The sequence below is a fragment of the Porphyrobacter sp. MBR-49 genome, assembly GCF_053628655.1.
On the sequence record NZ_JBRJGU010000005.1, the window covers coordinates 107,895 to 125,456 of the forward strand.

A 17,562-nucleotide genomic window follows, 5' to 3' on the forward strand; every position below is an offset into this window, starting at 1 on the left:
TACGCAGTGCATAGGCGGGGGAAGTCGGCGTGGGCAAGCCCTGTGGGGCTTCCTCCCCTCACCCGCCCTTCATCGCCTGCAACGCCGTCAGCGCACGTTCGCGCGCGGCGCGGTGCGCGATGATCTTGCGCGGATAGCCCGCCGGTCGCCTTCCAAACTCTTCGGGATCGTGGATATAGGGCGCATCCAGCGCGGCAAGTTCGGGCACATATTCGCGGATATAACGGGCCGCGTCGAACTTCTCAGACTGGCTGAGCGGGGCCATGATCCGGCTGAACATATTGGAATCCACGCCCGTCCCCGCCGTCCACTGCCAGTTGGTGGCGTTCGAGGCATAATCGGCATCGACCAGCGTATCCCAGAACCATTTTTCGCCTGCGCGCCAGTCGATCAGCAGGTGCTTGATCAGGAAGCTCGCCGTGATCATGCGGACGCGGTTGTGCATCCACCCGGTCTGCCACAATTGGCGCATCCCGGCATCGACGATCGGGTATCCGGTGCGGCCTTCCTTCCACGCTTTGAGGTCGCGGGCAGCAGCGTCGTCCGTCGAGGGGTCGCGCCACGGGAAGCGGTCAAAATCCTCGCGGTAGTTCTGGGTGGCATAGGCGGGGAATTGCAGGATCGCGTTCTGTGCATAGTCGCGCCAGATCAGTTCGCCTTCAAAGGTGCGCCAGCCATCCGAGCGCTTGTGTTGAAAGCGGTGCCACACCTGAACGGGCGAAATCTCGCCGAAATGCAGGTGGGGGGAGAGGCGCGAGACTTTGTCGACGCTGGGGAAATTGCGCTTTTCATCGTAATCGTCGACGTGGGTTTCCCACCAGTTGAGGCGTTCTTGCGCGGCGGCCTCTCCCACCTGCCAGAAATCGCGCATCCCCCCCGCCCAGTCGGGCTTGGTCGGGAGCAGGTTCCATGATGCGAGGTCGTCGGACGCGGGCCAGTTATCCGGCGCGCTTAGCCTTTCGGGTGCTGGCAATTCATCGCGCGGGGGGAACTCTGCGCGCACCGCTCGGCTGAACGGGGTGTAGATCTTGTACTGCCCGCCCGTCCCGGTGGCGATACTGCCCGGCGGCATCAGATAATTGCCATCGTAAAGTTGCAGGGTGAGGCGTTCGGCCAGCCGCCCTTGTGCTTTCCTCCACCACGGTTCGTAATGGCGATTGGCGTGGATGGTGGCCGCGCCGATTTCCTCGGCCAGCTTGGCGAGTTCCTCCACCGCATCGCCGCGCCGCAGGATCAGCTTGCTCCCGCGTGCTTCAAGGCTGCGGGCAAGGCTCGCCAGCGAATGATGCAACCACCAGCGTGACGCACCGCCATAGCCGTGATGTTTGGGCGCCGCATCATCGAGCACATAGACGCACACCACCGGCCCGGCCTTGGCGGCGTGATAGAGCGCTGGGTTATCGGCAAGGCGCAAATCGCGCCGCAGCCATACGAGTTGGGTATCGGACAACATCAAACTCCGTTCGCCCTGAGCCTGTCGAAGGGCTGCACTTTCTTCTGTCCCCAGCCCCAGAAAGAAGGACAGTGCTTCGACAAGCTCAGCACGAACGGGTTTTGGGACTTAAGGCAATTAATTCGTTGTAAGTTCCTCACACTCCACGTCAGGCAACGCAACCGAGAACCGCCCCCGCGCGCGCGGATCGTAGAAGCGGGCGTCGTAGAGGATCACCGAACCTTTCTCGCACTCCGCTACGGTGGCCCGCGACCAGAAAAGGAATGCAGCGACTTGAGGATCGAACTTGAATGTGTCGAGAGATACGGGAAGTTTTTCCCCTTCGTTCACGACGAGCGGGAAATGGCCTCCGACACCTTGCCACGATTGCTGATCCGTACCGCGAAGGAGCGACCAGCGTCCTAGTACAGCATCGGGAATGGGCGAATTTTGCTTCACGTAGAAGATCAGTTCGCGCTCCCAGAAAGCTAGCGGCACAGGCGAGGCGATGGGCCTTACACCGACCTCCAGCGCATGCTCGCCTGCCGCGCTGGCCTGCTGACTAATCCCCCAGTTCATCGCGATATACGCCAACCCCACCGCAATCCCCACCCGCGCAGGCCGCATCCACGCCTCGCCCCGTTTCTCCCGCCGCCGCGACCACCAGATGCTTCCAATCAACACCGCCCACAGCCATACGTCGATAATAAACAGCGTATCGCCGTAGAACCATTGCGACGAAAACGGCTCCAGCAGCCGGATTCCGTAAACGTTGAGCCAGTCCAGCGCCGGGTGGGCAAGGCAACCGATGAAGGCGAGTCCATAAAGCCAGCCAATCCGCACCGGCAGCCGCCCGTCGGGCCGCGTCCCGCGCTTGGTCTGCCAGCGGTCAAACCCCCACAGCAGCCCCGCCAATATCAACGGCAACAGTAGCAGCGCGGGCGGGCCGTGGGTGATCCCGCGCCGGAAGGCGAGGTGTTCGGTGCCTTCCAGCCAGAAAAAACACGCCGCGTCCACATCGGGCAGGTTCGCGCCGATGATCAGCGCAGGCATGGCAAGGCCGGTGGTGCGCTTCAGCCCCGCCTGCCCCAGCACTGCGCCGACAAGGCTATGTGTCAGATTGTCCATGACTTCGCTGGCTAGCGACGCGCGGACGGCAAGGGAACTGCAAATGCGCTTGGAAAACTGGTGCGCCCTCGCCTATCGCAGCGCCAAAGCAATTCCAGGAGAGAACCGCAATGACCGATCACTCTAATAGTTCTGGCCCATTCATCCGCCCCGACATGAAGGGCTTCCTCGACATGATGGCGGCAGTGAACGGGCCAAAGCTTGCCGATTTGTCGCTGGAGGAGGCGCGCGCGTCCTATCAGGCGATGCACAATATCGCCGACCGCCCGGCGCGCGATCTGGCGGTGATCCGCGATCTTTCCTGCCCCGGCCCGGCTGGCGACATCCCGCTGCGGCTCTACGATGCCCGCGAGAGCCGCGACGCGGCCTCACCGGTGGTGGTGTTCTTTCACGGCGGCGGGTTCGTGATCGGTGATTTGGACACGCACCACGCGCTCTGCACCGAAATCGCGGCGCTGATCGATCTGCCGCTGGTGGCGGTGGATTATGCCCTCGCACCCGAAGCCCCCTTCCCCGCCGCGATCCTCGATTGCGAGGCGGCGGCGCGCTGGGTGGCTGGCAGTCCTGCCGAATTGGGCCGCGCCGCCTCTGGCATCATCACCATCGGGGACAGTGCCGGGGGCAATGCCGCCGTGGTCGTCAGCCAAATGCTGGGCGCGAACCCCGCCGCCGTGCCGGTGGTGCTGCAAGTGCCGCTATTTCCGCTGGTTGCTGATGCCAATGGTTCGGCCAGCATGGCGGCTTTTTCCGAAGGCTTCCTGCTAACCGCCGACACGATGGGCTTTTTTGATGCCGCCTACGGTGCCGACCGCAGCGACCCGCGCGGCTTCCCGATCCTGTCCGATCACAGCGATGCCCCGCCGACCATCGTCGCCACCGCCAGCCTTGATCCGATCCGCGATTCGGGCCGCGCATATGCGAAAGCGCTAGTCGATGCGGGGCGCGACGTGGTGTTCCTCGAAATGCGCGGGGTGACGCATTCCTTCACCAACCTGCGCGGCGCAGTGCCGAGCACCCAAGCCGATCTGGAACGCATCATCGCTGCGATGCAGTTCATGCTGGCAAACCCGGCATGAGCCACAAAGACCTGCCCTATCGCCCCTGCGCGGGCTTCATGCTGGTCAACGCCGAAGGGTTGGTGTTCGTGGGTGAGCGCATCGACGCATCGGCGCACGGGTTCTGGCAGATGCCGCAAGGCGGGATCGATCCGGGCGAAGACACGCGCGATGCCGCCTTGCGCGAATTGGTGGAGGAAACCGGGATCGGGCCGCACTTGGTCGAAGTGATCGCTCCGGCCTCACGCCCGCTGTTCTACGACCTGCCGCCCGAATTGCTGGGCAAGGTGTGGAAGGGCAAATATCGCGGGCAGGAACAATACTGGTTCCTTGGCCGATTCCTCGGCACCGATGCCGATATCGATCTGGAAGCGCACGATTCGCCCGAATTCAACGCCTATCGCTGGGTAGAGATCGAAACGCTGCCCGATCTGATCATCCCGTTCAAACGCGATGTTTACGCCGCGCTGGTGGCAGAGTTTCTGCCGCTGATCTAAGTTGTCAGTTGCTGACCGCTGCGCCATCGGCCGCGCTATCGGCTGCCAGCCGCGCTGCCGGAACCCCGCGCGCGATGGAGCCTTGCAGCGCCACGGTTTCGGGGCAATTATCGCCGCACAGGCTTTGCAGCGTGGCAAGATTGCGCTTGGCCTTTTCCAACGCGCCCTTTTCCACCAAGGCCGCGCCTTCGCCTGAAATCGCCGCGAAATTGCCCGGATCACGTTCGAGCGCTTCGCGGTAGTAGTGGATCGCCTTGCCCTGCAGCCCGCTTTGGCGCGCGGCTTCGGCCAGATCAATGAAGATCGGGGTGTAGCCAGGATCAACCGCCAGCGCGGCTTCGAATGCGTCAATCGCGGCCTGCGTTTCGCCCGCCTGCAACGCCGCCTGTCCCTGCGCCACCAGCGCCGCTGCGCGCGCATCGGGAGTGCCCGATCCAGCGAAAGTTACGCTCGCCGTCATGGCCAGACACAGCGAAAGGGCGGCAGCAGTAGGCGCAAAACGCATCAAAAGCTCCTTCAATGCTTTGGACCGGGAACCGGAAGGTTGGGTCATAGCATTGGAGACTATCACGGTGAACGCAAGCAGGCGATGAAAAATCCATCCGTGCCATCATGGAGCGGATCGAGCCGGTGGCCCGCCCCGTGCGCGCGGCCCAATGGTAGCGGCAATGGTTCGGCCTGCCAACCGGGATGACGCGCCAGAAACGCAGCGATCCGGTCTACCCCCTCGGCATCGAGCACCGAGCAGGTGACGAACACCAGCGAACCGCCGGGACGCACCAGATAGGAGCCGACATCCAGCACATGATCCTGCAAGGCATTGAGCCGTTTCAGTTCCGCCTGATCGAGCCGCCAGCGCCCTTCGGGGCTGCGCCGCCACGTTCCGCTGCCCGAACACGGGGCATCCACCAGCACATGATCGGCCTTGCCCGCCCAATCGCCCAGCGCGCGCATTTCGCGGGTGGGATCGAGCAGTACGATGTGATCGATTGCCGCACCCGCCCGCTCGGCGCGCGGGGCAAGGTTGCCCAGCCGCCGCTTGTCGGTATCGGCGGCAATAATGCTCGCCGCATTGCCCAGCCTTGCTGCCAGCGCCAGAGTCTTGCCGCCGCCGCCAGCGCACAGATCGATGATGGTGTCGCCCGGCTGCACCGGCAGCGCATCGATGATCAGCTGACTGCCGTGATCCTGCACCTCGATCAGCCCTGCGGCATAGGCATCCCACTGTTCGACCTGCGTGCCAGACGGGAACCGCAGCGCCTGCGCGGCGGCGAGTGGCTCGCCTGCTTCGGGCAATACGATCGTGGCACGATCCGCCTTGAGCGCGTTGACCCGGATATCAAGCGGTGCACGGTCGAGCAGCGCGGCAATCTCTGGCCCGCCCAGCCCCGATGCCCTGAGTGCAGCCACCAACCATTTGGGCGCGAGGCCAGTCTTGGCCACCGGCTCGCCCTCGGCTTTCGGCGCGGGGCCGTGGGGCGATCCATCGAACAGCGCCGCAATCGCAGCGTCCTGCCCCGCGACCGCCAGCATCGCCGCGCGCCCGTTTTCGGGCACCGGGCCGCACAGGCGGATCGCCTGATACACCAGGTCGCGCACCGCGCGCCGGTCTTTCGATCCGGCATAGCGGCGGGTGCGGAAATATTCGGCGATAATGCGGTCAGCCGGCGCGCCCTTGCCGCGCGCAGCGGTGATGACCGTATCGAGCAGATCGATGGCTGCCTGCACCCTTGCGGCGGGGGTCATGCCCCCAGCTCGCTGCGCGCTGATTTAACGTGTGGGATAATTGGGTGCCTCTCGGGTAATGGCGACATCGTGCACATGGCTTTCAGACAGCCCGGCATTGGTGATCCGCACAAATTGCGCGCGCTTCTGCAAATCGGCAATCGTGGCAGAGCCGGTATAGCCCATCGCCGCCTTGATCCCGCCAACCAGCTGGTGGACGACATTGGCAGCAGAGCCTTTGAACGGCACCTGACCTTCGATCCCTTCGGGCACCAGCTTCAATGCCGAAACATCCTGCTGAAAATAACGGTCGGCACTGCCGCGCGCCATCGCGCCGACGCTGCCCATCCCGCGATAGCTCTTGTAGCTGCGACCCTGAAACAGGAAGGTTTCGCCGGGGCTTTCGGCGGTTCCGGCCAGCATCGAACCGATCATCACGCTGGAAGCGCCCGCCGCCAACGCCTTGGCCGCATCGCCGCTGGTGCGCAGACCGCCATCGGCTATCACCGGCACGCCTGACTTGGCGGCTTCGGCAGCGCTTTCCAGAATCGCGGTCAGCTGCGGCACGCCAACTCCGGCGACCACGCGGGTGGTGCAGATCGACCCCGGCCCGATCCCGACCTTGACCGCATCGGCGCCTGCATCGACCAGCGAACGCGTGGCTTCGGCGGTGGCGACATTGCCCGCGATCACCTGCACCGCGTTCGACAGCTTCTTCACGCGTTCAACCGCGCGCGCGACTTCGACATTGTGGCCGTGCGCAGTGTCGATCACGATCACGTCAACCTCGGCATCGACCAGCGCTTCGGTGCGGGCGAACCCGGCATCGCCCACCGTGGTCGCCGCCGCCACCCGCAGGCGCCCGGCGGCGTCCTTGGTCGCGTTGGGGTAATTCACCGCCTTTTCGATATCCTTGACCGTGATGAGGCCGATGCAACGGAACGCATCATCCACCACCAGCAGCTTTTCAATCCGCCGTGCGTGGAGCAACCGCCGCGCTTCCTCCTGCCCGGTTCCGAGCGGCACGGTGGCGAGGTTTTCGGTGGTCATCAACTCACGCACCGGCTGCGCCGGATTTTCGGCAAAGCGCACGTCGCGGTTGGTGAGGATGCCAACCAGCTTGCCATCGCGGTCCGTCACCGGAATGCCGCTGATCCGGTGTTGCTGCATCAACGCCTGCGCATCGCCCAGCGTCGCATCGGGGCCGATGGTGATCGGGTTGACCACCATCCCGCTTTCAAACCGCTTGACCGCGCGCACTGCCGCGCACTGTTCTGCGATCTCAAGATTGCGGTGCAGCACGCCAATCCCGCCCAGCTGCGCCATTGCAATCGCCATATCCGCCTCGGTCACGGTGTCCATCGCCGATGACAGCACCGGAATATTGAGCGCGATGTCGCGCGTCAGCCGGGTCGAGGTGTCGGCCATGCTGGGCAAGATGCTGCTTTGCGCCGGGCGGAGCAGCACGTCATCAAAGGTCAGGCCGAGCGGGATATCCATATGCGCCACTTTCTTCAGGATCGCGGGGGTCAGCGGGAGAGGGGGAATCGTGGCGGCCCATGTAACCGCACTTGGCGCAATAGGCTAGGGCTGCTCATCTGCCACTGGCTGATAGCGCGCCGGATCGGCCAGCAGGCGGATCAATCCTTCGTGCAGCAACAGGTCATCAATCGCGCCGCCCACCTCGATTTCCGCCGTATGGTCCGACGGGCGATGGTATCGGCTGTCAAGGAACGGACGCAGGATCGCAGCGCTACCATAACTGCTCGACAGCAGCACCGCCGGCACGCCATTTTGCTGCAATGCCCAGCCATCGTGGCGCTGAATAAAGCTGTCAGCCAAGTCCTGTTCGCCAAGTTCGCGCCCACTGCGCGCCAGATAATCGAGGATCACCTGATCCAGCGGCGTCTGCCCGCGCCCGATAAAACCCACCGGGCTGGCTTCTGGTGCGATGGCTACCATGTCGAAATTGAACGCGGCGATGATAGAGCCGAGCGGCAACGGCGCGGCCTTGGCAAATGCCCGCGCGCCCAGCAGGCCCCCTTCTTCGGCGGTGGTCGCCAACACGTAAATATCACGGCCCAGCGGCCCGCCAGCCTTCAACCGCCGCGCCAGTTCGAGCATTGCGGCAAGCCCGCTGGCATTATCCGCCGCGCCGTTGCAGATATGGTCGACCTCTTCGGGTGGACGGCATTCGCCCAGATGATCCCAATGCGCCAGCAGCAGGATCGCCCCCGCCCCCGGCGCGCTACCCGGAATCCTGCCCACCAGATTGCTGGAGGTGAATTCGCGGCGCTCTGCACTCGCCTGCAACGTGATTGCCAGATTGATCTCCAGCGGGGCGAAATCCGGCGCTTGAGCATCCGCCTTGTAGCTATCCCAGCGATGTGCCCCTACCGCCTCTGCCAGTGCGGCATCGGTGACATAGGCTGACAATGTGTCCTGATCCTCGCTGGCGAGTTGCAGCCTTTCGCGCGTTCCGGCCATGCGCACGCGGGTGAGCGCACCGGCATCGGGCAGCACGGTGACGACTGCGGTCGCCCGCTGCGCGAACAAGGCCGCGCGCCGTGCGGCATCGCGGCCCGGATCGGCAAGCATCACCGCCACCGCGCCCGCCATCGCATCGCCCAGCACTGATCCATCGCCGTAACCGACAAACACCACCGGCACCCCCGTGCCCGGCCCGCTGGCGGCAAGCGCACGGCGGCGCGGCGTGAACACGGCGGCGTCCGTTTCCGGCACGGTTACGCTGCTGCGCCCCTGTGTCAGGGTCAGGCTGCCAGTCAGCGGGCGGGTGGACACCAGATCGACCGGCATCCGCCAGTATGAGCCCGGATCATTGGTGCCCGATACAAGCCCAATCTCACCCATGCGTCGTTCAAGAAAAGTGAGCGTCTTGTCCTCACCCGGTGTGCCCGGCTTGCGCCCGCCGAAATCGTCGCTCGCCAGCACGGCGATATCAGCCATCAACCGCTGTTCGATAGCGGCGCGTTCGGCCAGCGGAGCACTGGTAATTGGCGCACGCGCGCAGGCGGCCAGCGGCAGGCTGACCAGAACCGCCAGAAAAAGCCGGGCGGGCGCGCCAATCATCCGGCGGTCCAACCCCCGTCGATGCTGTAATTGGCACCGGTAATGTTGCGCGCGGCATCGCCGCACAGGAACAACGCCAGCGCGGCGACATCTTCGGGCTGGACGAAGCTTTTGGTCGGCTGCTTCGCCAGCAAGACATCATTGATCACCTGGTCGCGGGTCATTCCGCGCGCGGCCATTGTGTCGGGGATCTGGCCTTCGACCAGCGGCGTCCAGACATAGCCGGGGCTGATGCAATTGGCGGTGACGCCGTGCGTGGCGAGTTCCAGCGCGATGCTTTTGGTAAAGCCCGCCATCGCGTGTTTCGCCGCGACATAAGCGCTTTTGAACGGCGAAGCGGTGAGCGAATGCGCGCTGGCGGTGGCGATGATCCGGCCCCAACCTTTGGCCTTCATTCCAGGCACGGCAAGCCGCGTAGTGTGGAACGCCGCCGAAAGGTTCAGTGCCAGTATCGCATCCCACTTTTCCGGCGGAAATTCCTCAACCGGGGCGACGTGCTGCATCCCGGCATTGTTGACCAGAATATCAACCGGGCCGATATCTGCCATCATCTGCGCGATAGCCGCCGGATCAAGCAGGTTCGCGCCATTATAGGTCGCGCCCAGTTCTTCGCACAGGCGCGCGATTTCATCGGCATCGCCCAGCCCGTTGAGGATCACTTCGGCCCCATCCGCCGCCAACGCACGGGCAATCGCCAGACCGATGCCAGAGGTTGAGCCGGTAACCAGTGCACGCTTTTCCTTGAGCATTCGCCGCATCTCCTGCACGTTCGGGCTATTCACGTTCGCTTTTGCCGCCCGAAAAGCGGCTGTCCAGCAAATTGCTTAAAGCGGCGCGCGATGGGGGAGGATTCTGGATGCGGTTGGGCCCTTTTGACACTTCACGGATCAATGTTCGATCCAGCAGCGCAGGCGGAGGTGGCGGCGCGCGGCGCGCTGGCGGGATCGGCTGCGGCACATTGGCGATTGCGCTGATCGGCGCGGTGGTATTCGGGCTTGATCCGATGGACACCATCGGCCTGGTTGAAGGCGTGCAGCAGCAGGCCAGCCCGGCGCAAAGCGGCAGCAGCAGCAGCGACGATCTGACCGAAGCGGAAGTCTGCGCCACCAGCGCCTATGCCACCGAAGCCTGCAACGCGCTCACCAGCCTCAACATCACATGGCAAGCGGCGTTTGACCGCGCCGGGATCCCGTTCGAACAACCATTCCTCGATCTTTACCGCGATGGCCGGGTGGCAACCGATGGCTGCGGCAGCGCCACCTCTGCCGCAGGGCCGTTCTACTGCCCGGCGGACAAGGGCATCTATATCGACACCAGCTTTTACGATCAGCTCGCGCAGATGTCGGGCACCGGGGGTGATTTTGCTCGGCTCTATGTGATCGCGCATGAATATGGCCACCACATCCAGACCATCACCGGGCTTTCCCCGCAGGTGCGATCCGCGCAGCAACGCAACCCGTCGCAGGCCAATCAATTGCAGGTGGCGATGGAATTGCAGGCCGATTGCTATGCCGGGATGTGGGCAGGCCGCAATCGCAACCTGATCGAACCCGGCGATCTTGAAGAAGGGCTGACAGCCGCCAGCGCGATCGGCGATGATACCTTGATGCGCAATGCGGGGCAGCGCATATACCCCGAAAGCTTCACCCACGGCACCAGCCGCCAGCGGATGCAAGAGCTCAAACTAGGATTGGAAAGTCGCAATGATGATGCCTGTGATGTGTTCTTCGAAGCGGGTTAGGCCGTTCGCGCTGCTGGCCGGGATTGCGCTGATGGCCACCCCGGCGGCGGCGCAAGTGGTGCCCGAGCCCGATAGCACCGAAGTTGCCAAGACGCCCTTGCGCGATTTCAACATCGACGCTCAGGACATTCCTGAAGTGTTGCTGATTGCCGAACGCGATCCCTATGCCACTGCCGGACTCAGGCGTTGCGATGCGATCGTCACCGATATCGCCTCCCTGGATCAAGTGCTCGGCGCGGATTATGACATTGCCGTGGATGACGGCAATGGCGGCCTTAACCAAGGGCGCATCGGCCAAAAAATCGTGGGATCGATCATTCCGTTCCGCGGCCTTCTGCGCGAAGCGACCGGTGCCGCTGACGCTGAACGTGCGCTGCGTGCTGCCTATACCGCAGGCATGGTGCGGCGCGCTTTCCTCAAAGGCTGGGGGCTGGGGCGCGGCTGTGACTATCCGGCGCGGCCAAAGCGCGCGGGCGGTGCTGCTGACCAATGATGCGCACGCTGCTGATCGCCGCGGTCGGGATTTTGCTCGGCGCTCTCCCGGCGCAAGCACAGCCGCAAGACGAGTTTTTACCGCTTACCACCCCGGTTGAATTGGCGGAGGGTGAAAGCGAAGCGGAAGTTGGTGAACTGATCTTTCGCGGGGGAGTGGAAATCGCGCCGGATAAGGCGAGGATTGGCGGCATTTCGTCCATCGAATGGCACGAGGATCAGCTTTATGCGGTCGCCGATGACGGCCGCTGGCTGGTGATGACGCCTGAGGACGTGGCAGGCCGCCTCGTCGATGTCTCATCGGTGACCATCGGTGATTTGCGCGATGCCAAGGGCGGCAAGCTTGGCAGCAAGCAGCGCGGCGACGCCGAGGCAATCACCCGGCTGGCCTCTGGCGAATGGCTGATCGCGTTTGAACAGGATCACCGCATCTGGCGCTACGCCGAACACGGCGGCGCGGCCACCGGCAGCGAAAGCGGCGCGGATAGCCTGATCGCCGCGATCACGGATGCCAATGGTGGGATCGAAGCCCTCGCCGCCTATGATGGCGGGCTGCTGGTATGCGGCGAGTGGGCCGATCCTGCGCGCCCCAATTGCCTGCGGATCACGGCTGCGGGTGCGCAAACCTTCCACCTTCCCGCCCCCGCCGGGTTGGCCGAGGTGGGCGGCACGCCGACCGACGCCGCATGCAAGGGCGATGGCACCTGCTATGTGCTGTTTCGCAGCTTCACCCCCGGATACGGCAACCGCGCGGCGATTGTCGCGCTCACCCCGGATGCCGACCCGCAAACCCTCGCCGTGCTAGCACCGCCACTGATGCTCGACAATTTCGAAGGGCTGGCGGTACGTGAAGCTCAGGGGCGCACGTTTCTGTATCTCGTATCGGACGACAACTTCCGCAATTGCGAGACCAAGCCCGGCGATGGGTGCCAGCGCACACTGCTGATGAAGTTCGAGATCAAGGGTGAGCCTGCCGAGACTGTGCCCGCCACGCCCGAAGCCTTCGCCGCCGCGCCCACATCGCGCCCCGGCACCCGCCCCTTCCCCGATGCCGCCAGCGTCAGTGTGGTGATCAAAACCACCCTCGGCCCGATCACCATCGCGCTGGAGACCGAGCGCGCACCGATCACGGCGGGCAATTTCCTGCGCTATGTCGATCAGCGGCGGCTGGATGGCACCACGTTTTACCGCGCGGTGCGCCTTGAGAGCGATCCGCAGCCCAGCGGCCTGGTGCAAGGCGGCACACGCGGCGATCCGAAGCGTATTCTGCCCCCCATCACCCACGAACCCACCAGCCAGACCGGCCTGACCCATACCCACGGATCGGTCTCGATGGCGATGAACGCGCCCGGCACCGCCGACGGTGATTTCTTCATCATGATCGAGGATCAGACCGGGTTCGATGCCGACCCCACGGCGAGCGAACCGGCGTGGCGCGCGGGCTTTCCGGTGTTCGGATATGTCACCGATGGCATGGAAGTGGTCGCCGCGATCCACGCTGCCCCGCGTGACGATCAGGCAGGCGAAGGGGTAATGCGGGGTGAGATGCTGGCCGCGCCAATCACAATCATTTCTGCGCGGCGGGCTGAGGCTTCGCCGCCCGCGCCATAAGTGCGGCCTTGTCAAATGCCGGGCGGCCGACCGGCGCGCTCGCCACCTGCGGTTTGCCTGCTTCGATTGCAGTCAGCCATTGGTTCACCCCCGCCCCGATGCTGACCTGCGGCAGCGAGGCAAGGAAACGCGCCTCAGTCTCCCACTCCGCCACCGAACGCCCGGCCATCCGCGCGGCCTCATCGAGCGCCACCGGCTGACGCAGCGCGCGGTTGATCAGCGCATCGCCAAAATAGGTCCAATCATTCTCCGCCACGCAGCCAAACGAATTGCGCGTGGCCGCCGCCGCAGTGAGGATCGCGGTGTCCGGGCTGGCAAGCGCGGGGACGAACACGCCTGAATAACACGCGCTGATAATCAGCACCCGGCGGCGAATCCCGGCCTCCTCCAGCGCCGATTTTAGCTTGGCGGGGGACAGAATGCCATAGCCGCTATCGCCGTAGTGATAGGCAAGGCCAATGTCCGACCCGTGGCTGGTGGTATAGAGCACCAGCACATCCTCGGACGAGTCCATCACTGATCCAACGTGCGACAGCGCCAGCAGCAGCGCGGTGATCGAGCCGTGGGGCCTGTCATCGCGCGCACCGTCCGGCCCGGCCAGCGTCAGCGTGCGGCCCTGTGCATCATACCGCGCGCCCAGCACCCGCGCGGCCTCCCGCGCCTCACGCGCGAACACCGGATCGCTATCCAGCGCGATGGTGAGCACATAGGCATCAGCCACGCCGGGCCGCTGCGGAGCAAGCGCGCCGAGCGCCGTATCAAGCCGCCGCTGCTGTTCGCGGATCGCGGCGGCGGAAACCCCGCGCTGTAATTCGGGGCTGAGTTCATATGACTTGCGCCGCTCGGCCCGGCCCTCTCCGCTGGCAAGATCGGGAAAGGGTGCGGTGTGGGGTGGCGGCTGGTTGGGGTTGGTGGCGGAGGGTTGCGCCGCAGATTGCGACAAAACCGGCACTGCCAGCAACGCCGCCAAGGCCCCTGCGATGATCGCGCCCTTGTTCATCGCAGTGCAAGCTGCCTGCAAGCAGGAGTTCGGTCAAGCGTGAGCGTGTACGTGGTCCCAAGTTGCCAGAATTACCAATATCTGGTAACTAAGCTCGCATGGGCAAAAACACCTCAATCTCGCTCGGCGACCACTTTGAAAATTATACTCGCCGAAAGGTTGAATCGGGGGAGTATAGCTCGACCAGTGAGGTCATTCGCGAGGCGCTGCGGTTGCACGAGGAACGCTCAACCTTCAAATCGAAACTGCTGGAAGCGATCGACGAAGGTTTGGCAAGCCCGATTGACGAGACGTTCGATATTGATTGTTGGTTTGACGAAGAATTTCTTGCCAAGTGATGCGTATCATATTCCGCACGGCGGCATCCGCCGACATGCGGCGCATCGGTCGCGAAACCCGCAGCGCATGGGGTGACACTCAAGCGGTCTATTATGTTGGGAAGTTGCGAACCGATATAAAATCCCTGCGCGAATTCCCGCTACGCTTTCCAGAGTTAGAAACTCGCCCCGGCCTTCGGCGCATGAATAGCGGGCGCCACGCGGTGTTTTATGAGGTGGCGGAAGGCCGGATCGAGATTGTCCGGGTGTTGCACGTGGCGAGTGATTTTGAGCGATGGGATTGGAATTTTTCTGCTCGCTGGCACCCTTAGCCACCTAGTTCTGCATACCGTTTTCGATCTGACAGCCTGCTTCAATCAATTCGTCAAAAAAACTGACGCCTTCAATTGGATATCTTTCCGAACCGTAGGAGCGTCGGTCATCAAGCCACGCAACAACCTCTTTCCCGACCTCCTCATCATGCGAAACCAGAGTTGCGAAGATTGAAGCCCACAACTGTTTATCATTCTGACAAAAGTGCGAAAATTTGCCAGCGATCAGGATCCTTGCAAACTCGCAATACGAAATGAGAGCATGACCCTGATCATGAGTGATTGTGCCTGGTATGTGTGGAAAAACGTTGTGGATCGATTCAAGCTGTTTGGACGACACAACATGACCGTCGTCGGTCGCAGGCGCTTTCACATTGAGTTGCAAATCCCAGCGACCATCCGGGGCGCGACCAAGCACCCGAACTGCAACGTCAGTTGAAAAGAGACCATGATATTCCGCCGGAGGAATAGTGCTCCATTCCATATCAATACACCCGCGCCTTCGGCTCGATGTAAGCAATATCGTCCGTCAGCGTGTATTCGTGCACCGGGCGGTAATCGATCCGCACTGTTCCGCCCGAACCGCCCCAACCGTCAAACCACGCCACGGTATGCTTCATCCATTCAGCATCGTTGCGATCAGGGAAATCCTCATGCGCGTGGGCGCCGCGGCTTTCCTTGCGGTTGGCGGCGCTGGCAATCGTCACATTGGCCTGCGACATGAGGTTATCGAGTTCGAGCGTTTCGATCAGATCAGAATTCCAGATCAGCGATTTGTCACTGACGTGGATATCCGCCATCCGCTTGCTTTGTTCGGCCAGCTTGGCCACGCCTTCGTCCATCAGTTTCTGATCGCGGAACACGGCGCAATGTTTCTGCATCGCCTTTTGCATATCACTGCGGATTTGCGCGGTGGGGGATCCGCCTTGCGCATAGCGGAAGTGATCCAGCCGGGTCAGCGCGAAATCGGCGCTGTCGGCGGGCAGTTCGGGCTGTTTGGCGTTCGCTTTCAGGCTATCGCGCAGGTGATGCCCGGTCGCCCGGCCAAACACCACAAGATCGATCAGCGAGTTCGATCCGAGGCGGTTCGCCCCATGCACCGAAACGCACGCCGCCTCACCCACCGCATAAAGGCCGGGGACCGCGTGATCGGGGTTGCCATCCGGGCCGAGGGTGACGACCTGGCCGTGATAGTTACAGGGGATGCCGCCCATATTGTAATGCACCGTCGGGGTCACGGGCAGCGGCTGGCGGGTCAGATCGACCCCTGCAAAAATCTTGCCGCTTTCGGTAATCCCCGGCAGGCGCTGCGCCAGCACCTTGGGATCGATGTGATCGAGGTGGAGGTAAATATGATCGCCCTCCGGCCCGACACCGCGCCCTTCGCGCATTTCCAGCGCCATCGAACGCGACACGACATCGCGGCTCGCCAAGTCTTTCGCGGAAGGCGCGTAACGCTCCATGAAGCGTTCGCCTTCGGAGTTGGTGAGATACCCGCCCTCGCCCCGCGCACCTTCGGTAATCAGCACGCCCGCGCCATAGATGCCGGTCGGGTGGAACTGCACGAACTCCATGTCCTGCAATGGCAGGCCAGCGCGCAACACCATGCCGCCGCCGTCGCCAGTGCAGGTGTGCGCCGATGTGGCGGTGTAATAGCAGCGGCCATAACCGCCCGTCGCCAGCACGACCGATTGCGCGCGGAAACGGTGGATCGTGCCGTCATCCAGACACATCGCGATCACGCCGACGCAGACCTTCTCGCCGCCCACTTCGGACATGATCAGATCGAGCGCGAAGTATTCGATGAAGAAATCCGCGTCATACTTCAGGCTCTGCTGATACAATGCGTGGAGCATCGCATGGCCGGTGCGGTCAGCCGCGGCGCAGGTGCGCTGCACCGGCGGGCCGGCGCCCATGTTCTGCATGTGCCCACCAAACGGGCGCTGATAGATCGTGCCATCGGCGTTGCGGCTAAACGGCACGCCCGCGTGTTCCAGCTCGTAAACCGCTGCCGGGGCTTCGCGCGCGAGATATTCGATCGCGTCCTGATCGCCCAGCCAGTCTGACCCCTTGACGGTGTCGTACATATGCCAGGTCCAGTGATCGGGGCTGTTGTTGCCAAGGCTCGCCGCGATCCCGCCTTGCGCTGCCACGGTATGGCTGCGGGTGGGGAACACCTTGGAGATATTGGCGGTGCGCAGGCCGCTTTCCGCCGCGCCCATCGTCGCGCGCAGGCCAGAACCGCCCGCGCCCACCACCACCACATCATAGGTGTGGTCGATAATCTTGTATGCGCCCTTCAGATGCGAAGCCGAGTCGGCTGCGTTTGCTGCTGTCGTAGCCATCAGGCCTGACCTCCGAATGCGAGCGCGGCAACGCTGAAAATGGCAAAGGCGCCGCCGCCGAAAATTGCGAGATTGAGCGCGACAAGCGCCCCGAACTTGGTGCCGGCGTTGTGGACATAATCCTCGATCAGCACCTGCAGGCCGAGCCGCGCGTGCCAGAACAGACTGATCACCAGCAGGATCATCGGCACCGCCGCCACCGGCTGCGAAAGCCACTTGGCAACGCTGGCATAGTCAAAATCGCCGAGCATCACGAGGCTGACCAGCAGCCAGCTCATCAACACCACATTGCCGATCGCGGTGAAGCGCTGCACCAGCCAGTGATGCGCGCCGTGGTGCGATGCGCCCAGCCCGCGAACGCGCCCGATGGAAGTTCCGTTACCCATATGCCTGTCTCCTCAGCGCAGCAGGATCAGGGCCCAGAAGCCCGCGGTGAGAAGGATGGCGATCACCGGCGCGGCGATTGACCATAGGCGATTGGTATCCAGTTCATAGCCAGCGCCGATATCGAGCACGAAGTGGCGCAGCCCGCTCATCATGTGATTGAAGAACGCCCATGACAGGCCGACCAGCACCACCATGCCGACAGGCGAACCCATGATCGACTGGAAACTGGCATAGGCCGCAGGCCCGCTCGCCAGCGCGCCCAGCCACCACACCAGCACGCCAAGGCCAACCAGCGCCAAGCCATCACCGGTGGCGCGGTGGAGGATTGATACCAGCATGTGCGGGCCCCAGCGCCACACCTGCAAATGGGGAGAAAGCGGTCTTTGGTTCATGATGATCCCGTCTGGTCG

Annotated in this window: 19 protein-coding genes; 7 read left to right on the forward strand and 12 right to left on the reverse strand. The window is 63.4% G+C overall.

The window, feature by feature from the left end:
* Window positions 1-58: 58 nt before the first annotated feature.
* Window positions 59-1,450, reverse strand: coding sequence for a cryptochrome/photolyase family protein (locus ACSSV3_RS08460; protein ID WP_354324521.1), 1,392 nt, complete (start codon window positions 1,448-1,450; stop codon window positions 59-61).
* Between the two features lie 120 nt (window positions 1,451-1,570).
* The gene (locus ACSSV3_RS08465; protein WP_354324362.1) at window positions 1,571-2,560 is read right to left on the reverse strand and encodes a metal-dependent hydrolase; all 990 of its coding nucleotides are present in this window, start codon (window positions 2,558-2,560) and stop codon (window positions 1,571-1,573) included.
* A 110-nt stretch (window positions 2,561-2,670) separates the two neighbouring features.
* Here ACSSV3_RS08465 and ACSSV3_RS08470 point away from each other — a divergent pair, with 110 nt between their 5' ends.
* Both ACSSV3_RS08470 and ACSSV3_RS08475 read left to right on the forward strand, forming a co-directional pair.
* Entirely contained in the window at window positions 2,671-3,636 is a 966-nt protein-coding gene (locus tag ACSSV3_RS08470; protein ID WP_354324360.1) for an alpha/beta hydrolase, read from the forward strand.
* Window positions 3,633-4,112, forward strand: a complete 480-nt coding sequence (locus ACSSV3_RS08475) for an RNA pyrophosphohydrolase (RefSeq protein ID WP_354324358.1) — start codon at window positions 3,633-3,635, stop codon at window positions 4,110-4,112. The genes ACSSV3_RS08470 and ACSSV3_RS08475 overlap by 4 nt, the downstream gene beginning before the upstream one ends.
* Window positions 4,113-4,116: 4 nt before the next feature.
* On the opposite strand, the gene ACSSV3_RS08480 is transcribed toward ACSSV3_RS08475, so the two are convergent.
* The 5 genes from ACSSV3_RS08480 to ACSSV3_RS08500 form a co-directional block, all read right to left on the reverse strand.
* Window positions 4,117-4,617 (reverse strand): tetratricopeptide repeat protein, encoded by a 501-nt coding sequence (locus tag ACSSV3_RS08480; protein ID WP_354324356.1) that lies wholly within the window; start codon window positions 4,615-4,617, stop codon window positions 4,117-4,119.
* 62 nt (window positions 4,618-4,679) lie between these two features.
* Window positions 4,680-5,858: an RsmB/NOP family class I SAM-dependent RNA methyltransferase gene (locus ACSSV3_RS08485; protein WP_354324354.1), complete on the reverse strand. Its 1,179-nt coding sequence runs from the start codon at window positions 5,856-5,858 to the stop codon at window positions 4,680-4,682.
* 24 nt (window positions 5,859-5,882) lie between these two features.
* Window positions 5,883-7,337 (reverse strand): IMP dehydrogenase, encoded by a 1,455-nt coding sequence (gene guaB / locus ACSSV3_RS08490; protein WP_354324352.1) that lies wholly within the window; start codon window positions 7,335-7,337, stop codon window positions 5,883-5,885.
* Window positions 7,338-7,421: 84 nt separating this feature from the next.
* Window positions 7,422-8,927: a M20/M25/M40 family metallo-hydrolase gene (locus tag ACSSV3_RS08495; protein ID WP_354324350.1), complete on the reverse strand. Its 1,506-nt coding sequence runs from the start codon at window positions 8,925-8,927 to the stop codon at window positions 7,422-7,424.
* The gene (locus ACSSV3_RS08500) at window positions 8,924-9,676 is read right to left on the reverse strand and encodes a 3-hydroxybutyrate dehydrogenase (protein WP_354324519.1); all 753 of its coding nucleotides are present in this window, start codon (window positions 9,674-9,676) and stop codon (window positions 8,924-8,926) included. Before ACSSV3_RS08500 ends, ACSSV3_RS08495 begins: the two co-directional genes overlap by 4 nt.
* Before the next feature lie 107 nt (window positions 9,677-9,783).
* On the opposite strand from ACSSV3_RS08500, the gene ypfJ reads away from it, so the two are divergent.
* Genes ypfJ through ACSSV3_RS08515 form a run of 3 tightly spaced genes read left to right on the forward strand, consistent with a single transcriptional unit; the run spans window position 9,784 to window position 12,771 of the window.
* Window positions 9,784-10,668, forward strand: coding sequence for a KPN_02809 family neutral zinc metallopeptidase (ypfJ, locus tag ACSSV3_RS08505; RefSeq protein ID WP_354324349.1), 885 nt, complete (start codon window positions 9,784-9,786; stop codon window positions 10,666-10,668).
* Window positions 10,646-11,161 carry a hypothetical protein gene (locus ACSSV3_RS08510; protein WP_354324347.1) on the forward strand — a complete coding sequence of 172 codons (516 nt, stop codon included), beginning with the start codon at window positions 10,646-10,648 and terminating at the stop codon, window positions 11,159-11,161. Before ypfJ ends, ACSSV3_RS08510 begins: the two co-directional genes overlap by 23 nt.
* Window positions 11,158-12,771, forward strand: a complete 1,614-nt coding sequence (locus ACSSV3_RS08515) for an esterase-like activity of phytase family protein (protein WP_354324345.1) — start codon at window positions 11,158-11,160, stop codon at window positions 12,769-12,771. The genes ACSSV3_RS08510 and ACSSV3_RS08515 overlap by 4 nt, the downstream gene beginning before the upstream one ends.
* On the opposite strand, the gene ACSSV3_RS08520 is transcribed toward ACSSV3_RS08515, so the two are convergent.
* Window positions 12,728-13,771 (reverse strand): C13 family peptidase, encoded by a 1,044-nt coding sequence (locus ACSSV3_RS08520; RefSeq protein WP_354324343.1) that lies wholly within the window; start codon window positions 13,769-13,771, stop codon window positions 12,728-12,730. The genes ACSSV3_RS08515 and ACSSV3_RS08520 overlap by 44 nt on opposite strands.
* 98 nt (window positions 13,772-13,869) lie before the next feature.
* Here ACSSV3_RS08520 and ACSSV3_RS08525 point away from each other — a divergent pair, with 98 nt between their 5' ends.
* Window positions 13,870-14,109 (forward strand): type II toxin-antitoxin system ParD family antitoxin, encoded by a 240-nt coding sequence (locus ACSSV3_RS08525; RefSeq protein ID WP_354324341.1) that lies wholly within the window; start codon window positions 13,870-13,872, stop codon window positions 14,107-14,109.
* Window positions 14,109-14,420 carry a type II toxin-antitoxin system RelE/ParE family toxin gene (locus tag ACSSV3_RS08530; RefSeq protein ID WP_354324339.1) on the forward strand — a complete coding sequence of 104 codons (312 nt, stop codon included), beginning with the start codon at window positions 14,109-14,111 and terminating at the stop codon, window positions 14,418-14,420. The genes ACSSV3_RS08525 and ACSSV3_RS08530 overlap by 1 nt, the downstream gene beginning before the upstream one ends.
* A gap of 4 nt (window positions 14,421-14,424) precedes the next feature.
* Here the strand turns inward: ACSSV3_RS08530 and ACSSV3_RS08535 are convergent, their stop codons facing one another.
* The 4 genes from ACSSV3_RS08535 to sdhC are packed head-to-tail and all read right to left on the reverse strand — an operon-like array spanning window position 14,425 to window position 17,544.
* Window positions 14,425-14,904, reverse strand: coding sequence for a hypothetical protein (locus ACSSV3_RS08535; RefSeq protein ID WP_354324337.1), 480 nt, complete (start codon window positions 14,902-14,904; stop codon window positions 14,425-14,427).
* A 1-nt stretch (window position 14,905) separates the two neighbouring features.
* Window positions 14,906-16,765: a succinate dehydrogenase flavoprotein subunit gene (gene sdhA / locus ACSSV3_RS08540; RefSeq protein ID WP_354324335.1), complete on the reverse strand. Its 1,860-nt coding sequence runs from the start codon at window positions 16,763-16,765 to the stop codon at window positions 14,906-14,908.
* Complete coding sequence (gene sdhD / locus ACSSV3_RS08545) at window positions 16,765-17,151, reverse strand: succinate dehydrogenase, hydrophobic membrane anchor protein (protein WP_354324334.1); 387 nt, start codon at window positions 17,149-17,151, stop codon at window positions 16,765-16,767. Before sdhD ends, sdhA begins: the two co-directional genes overlap by 1 nt.
* Window positions 17,152-17,163: 12 nt before the next feature.
* Window positions 17,164-17,544 carry a succinate dehydrogenase, cytochrome b556 subunit gene (gene sdhC, locus ACSSV3_RS08550; RefSeq protein ID WP_354324332.1) on the reverse strand — a complete coding sequence of 127 codons (381 nt, stop codon included), beginning with the start codon at window positions 17,542-17,544 and terminating at the stop codon, window positions 17,164-17,166.
* Window positions 17,545-17,562: the final 18 nt, after the last annotated feature.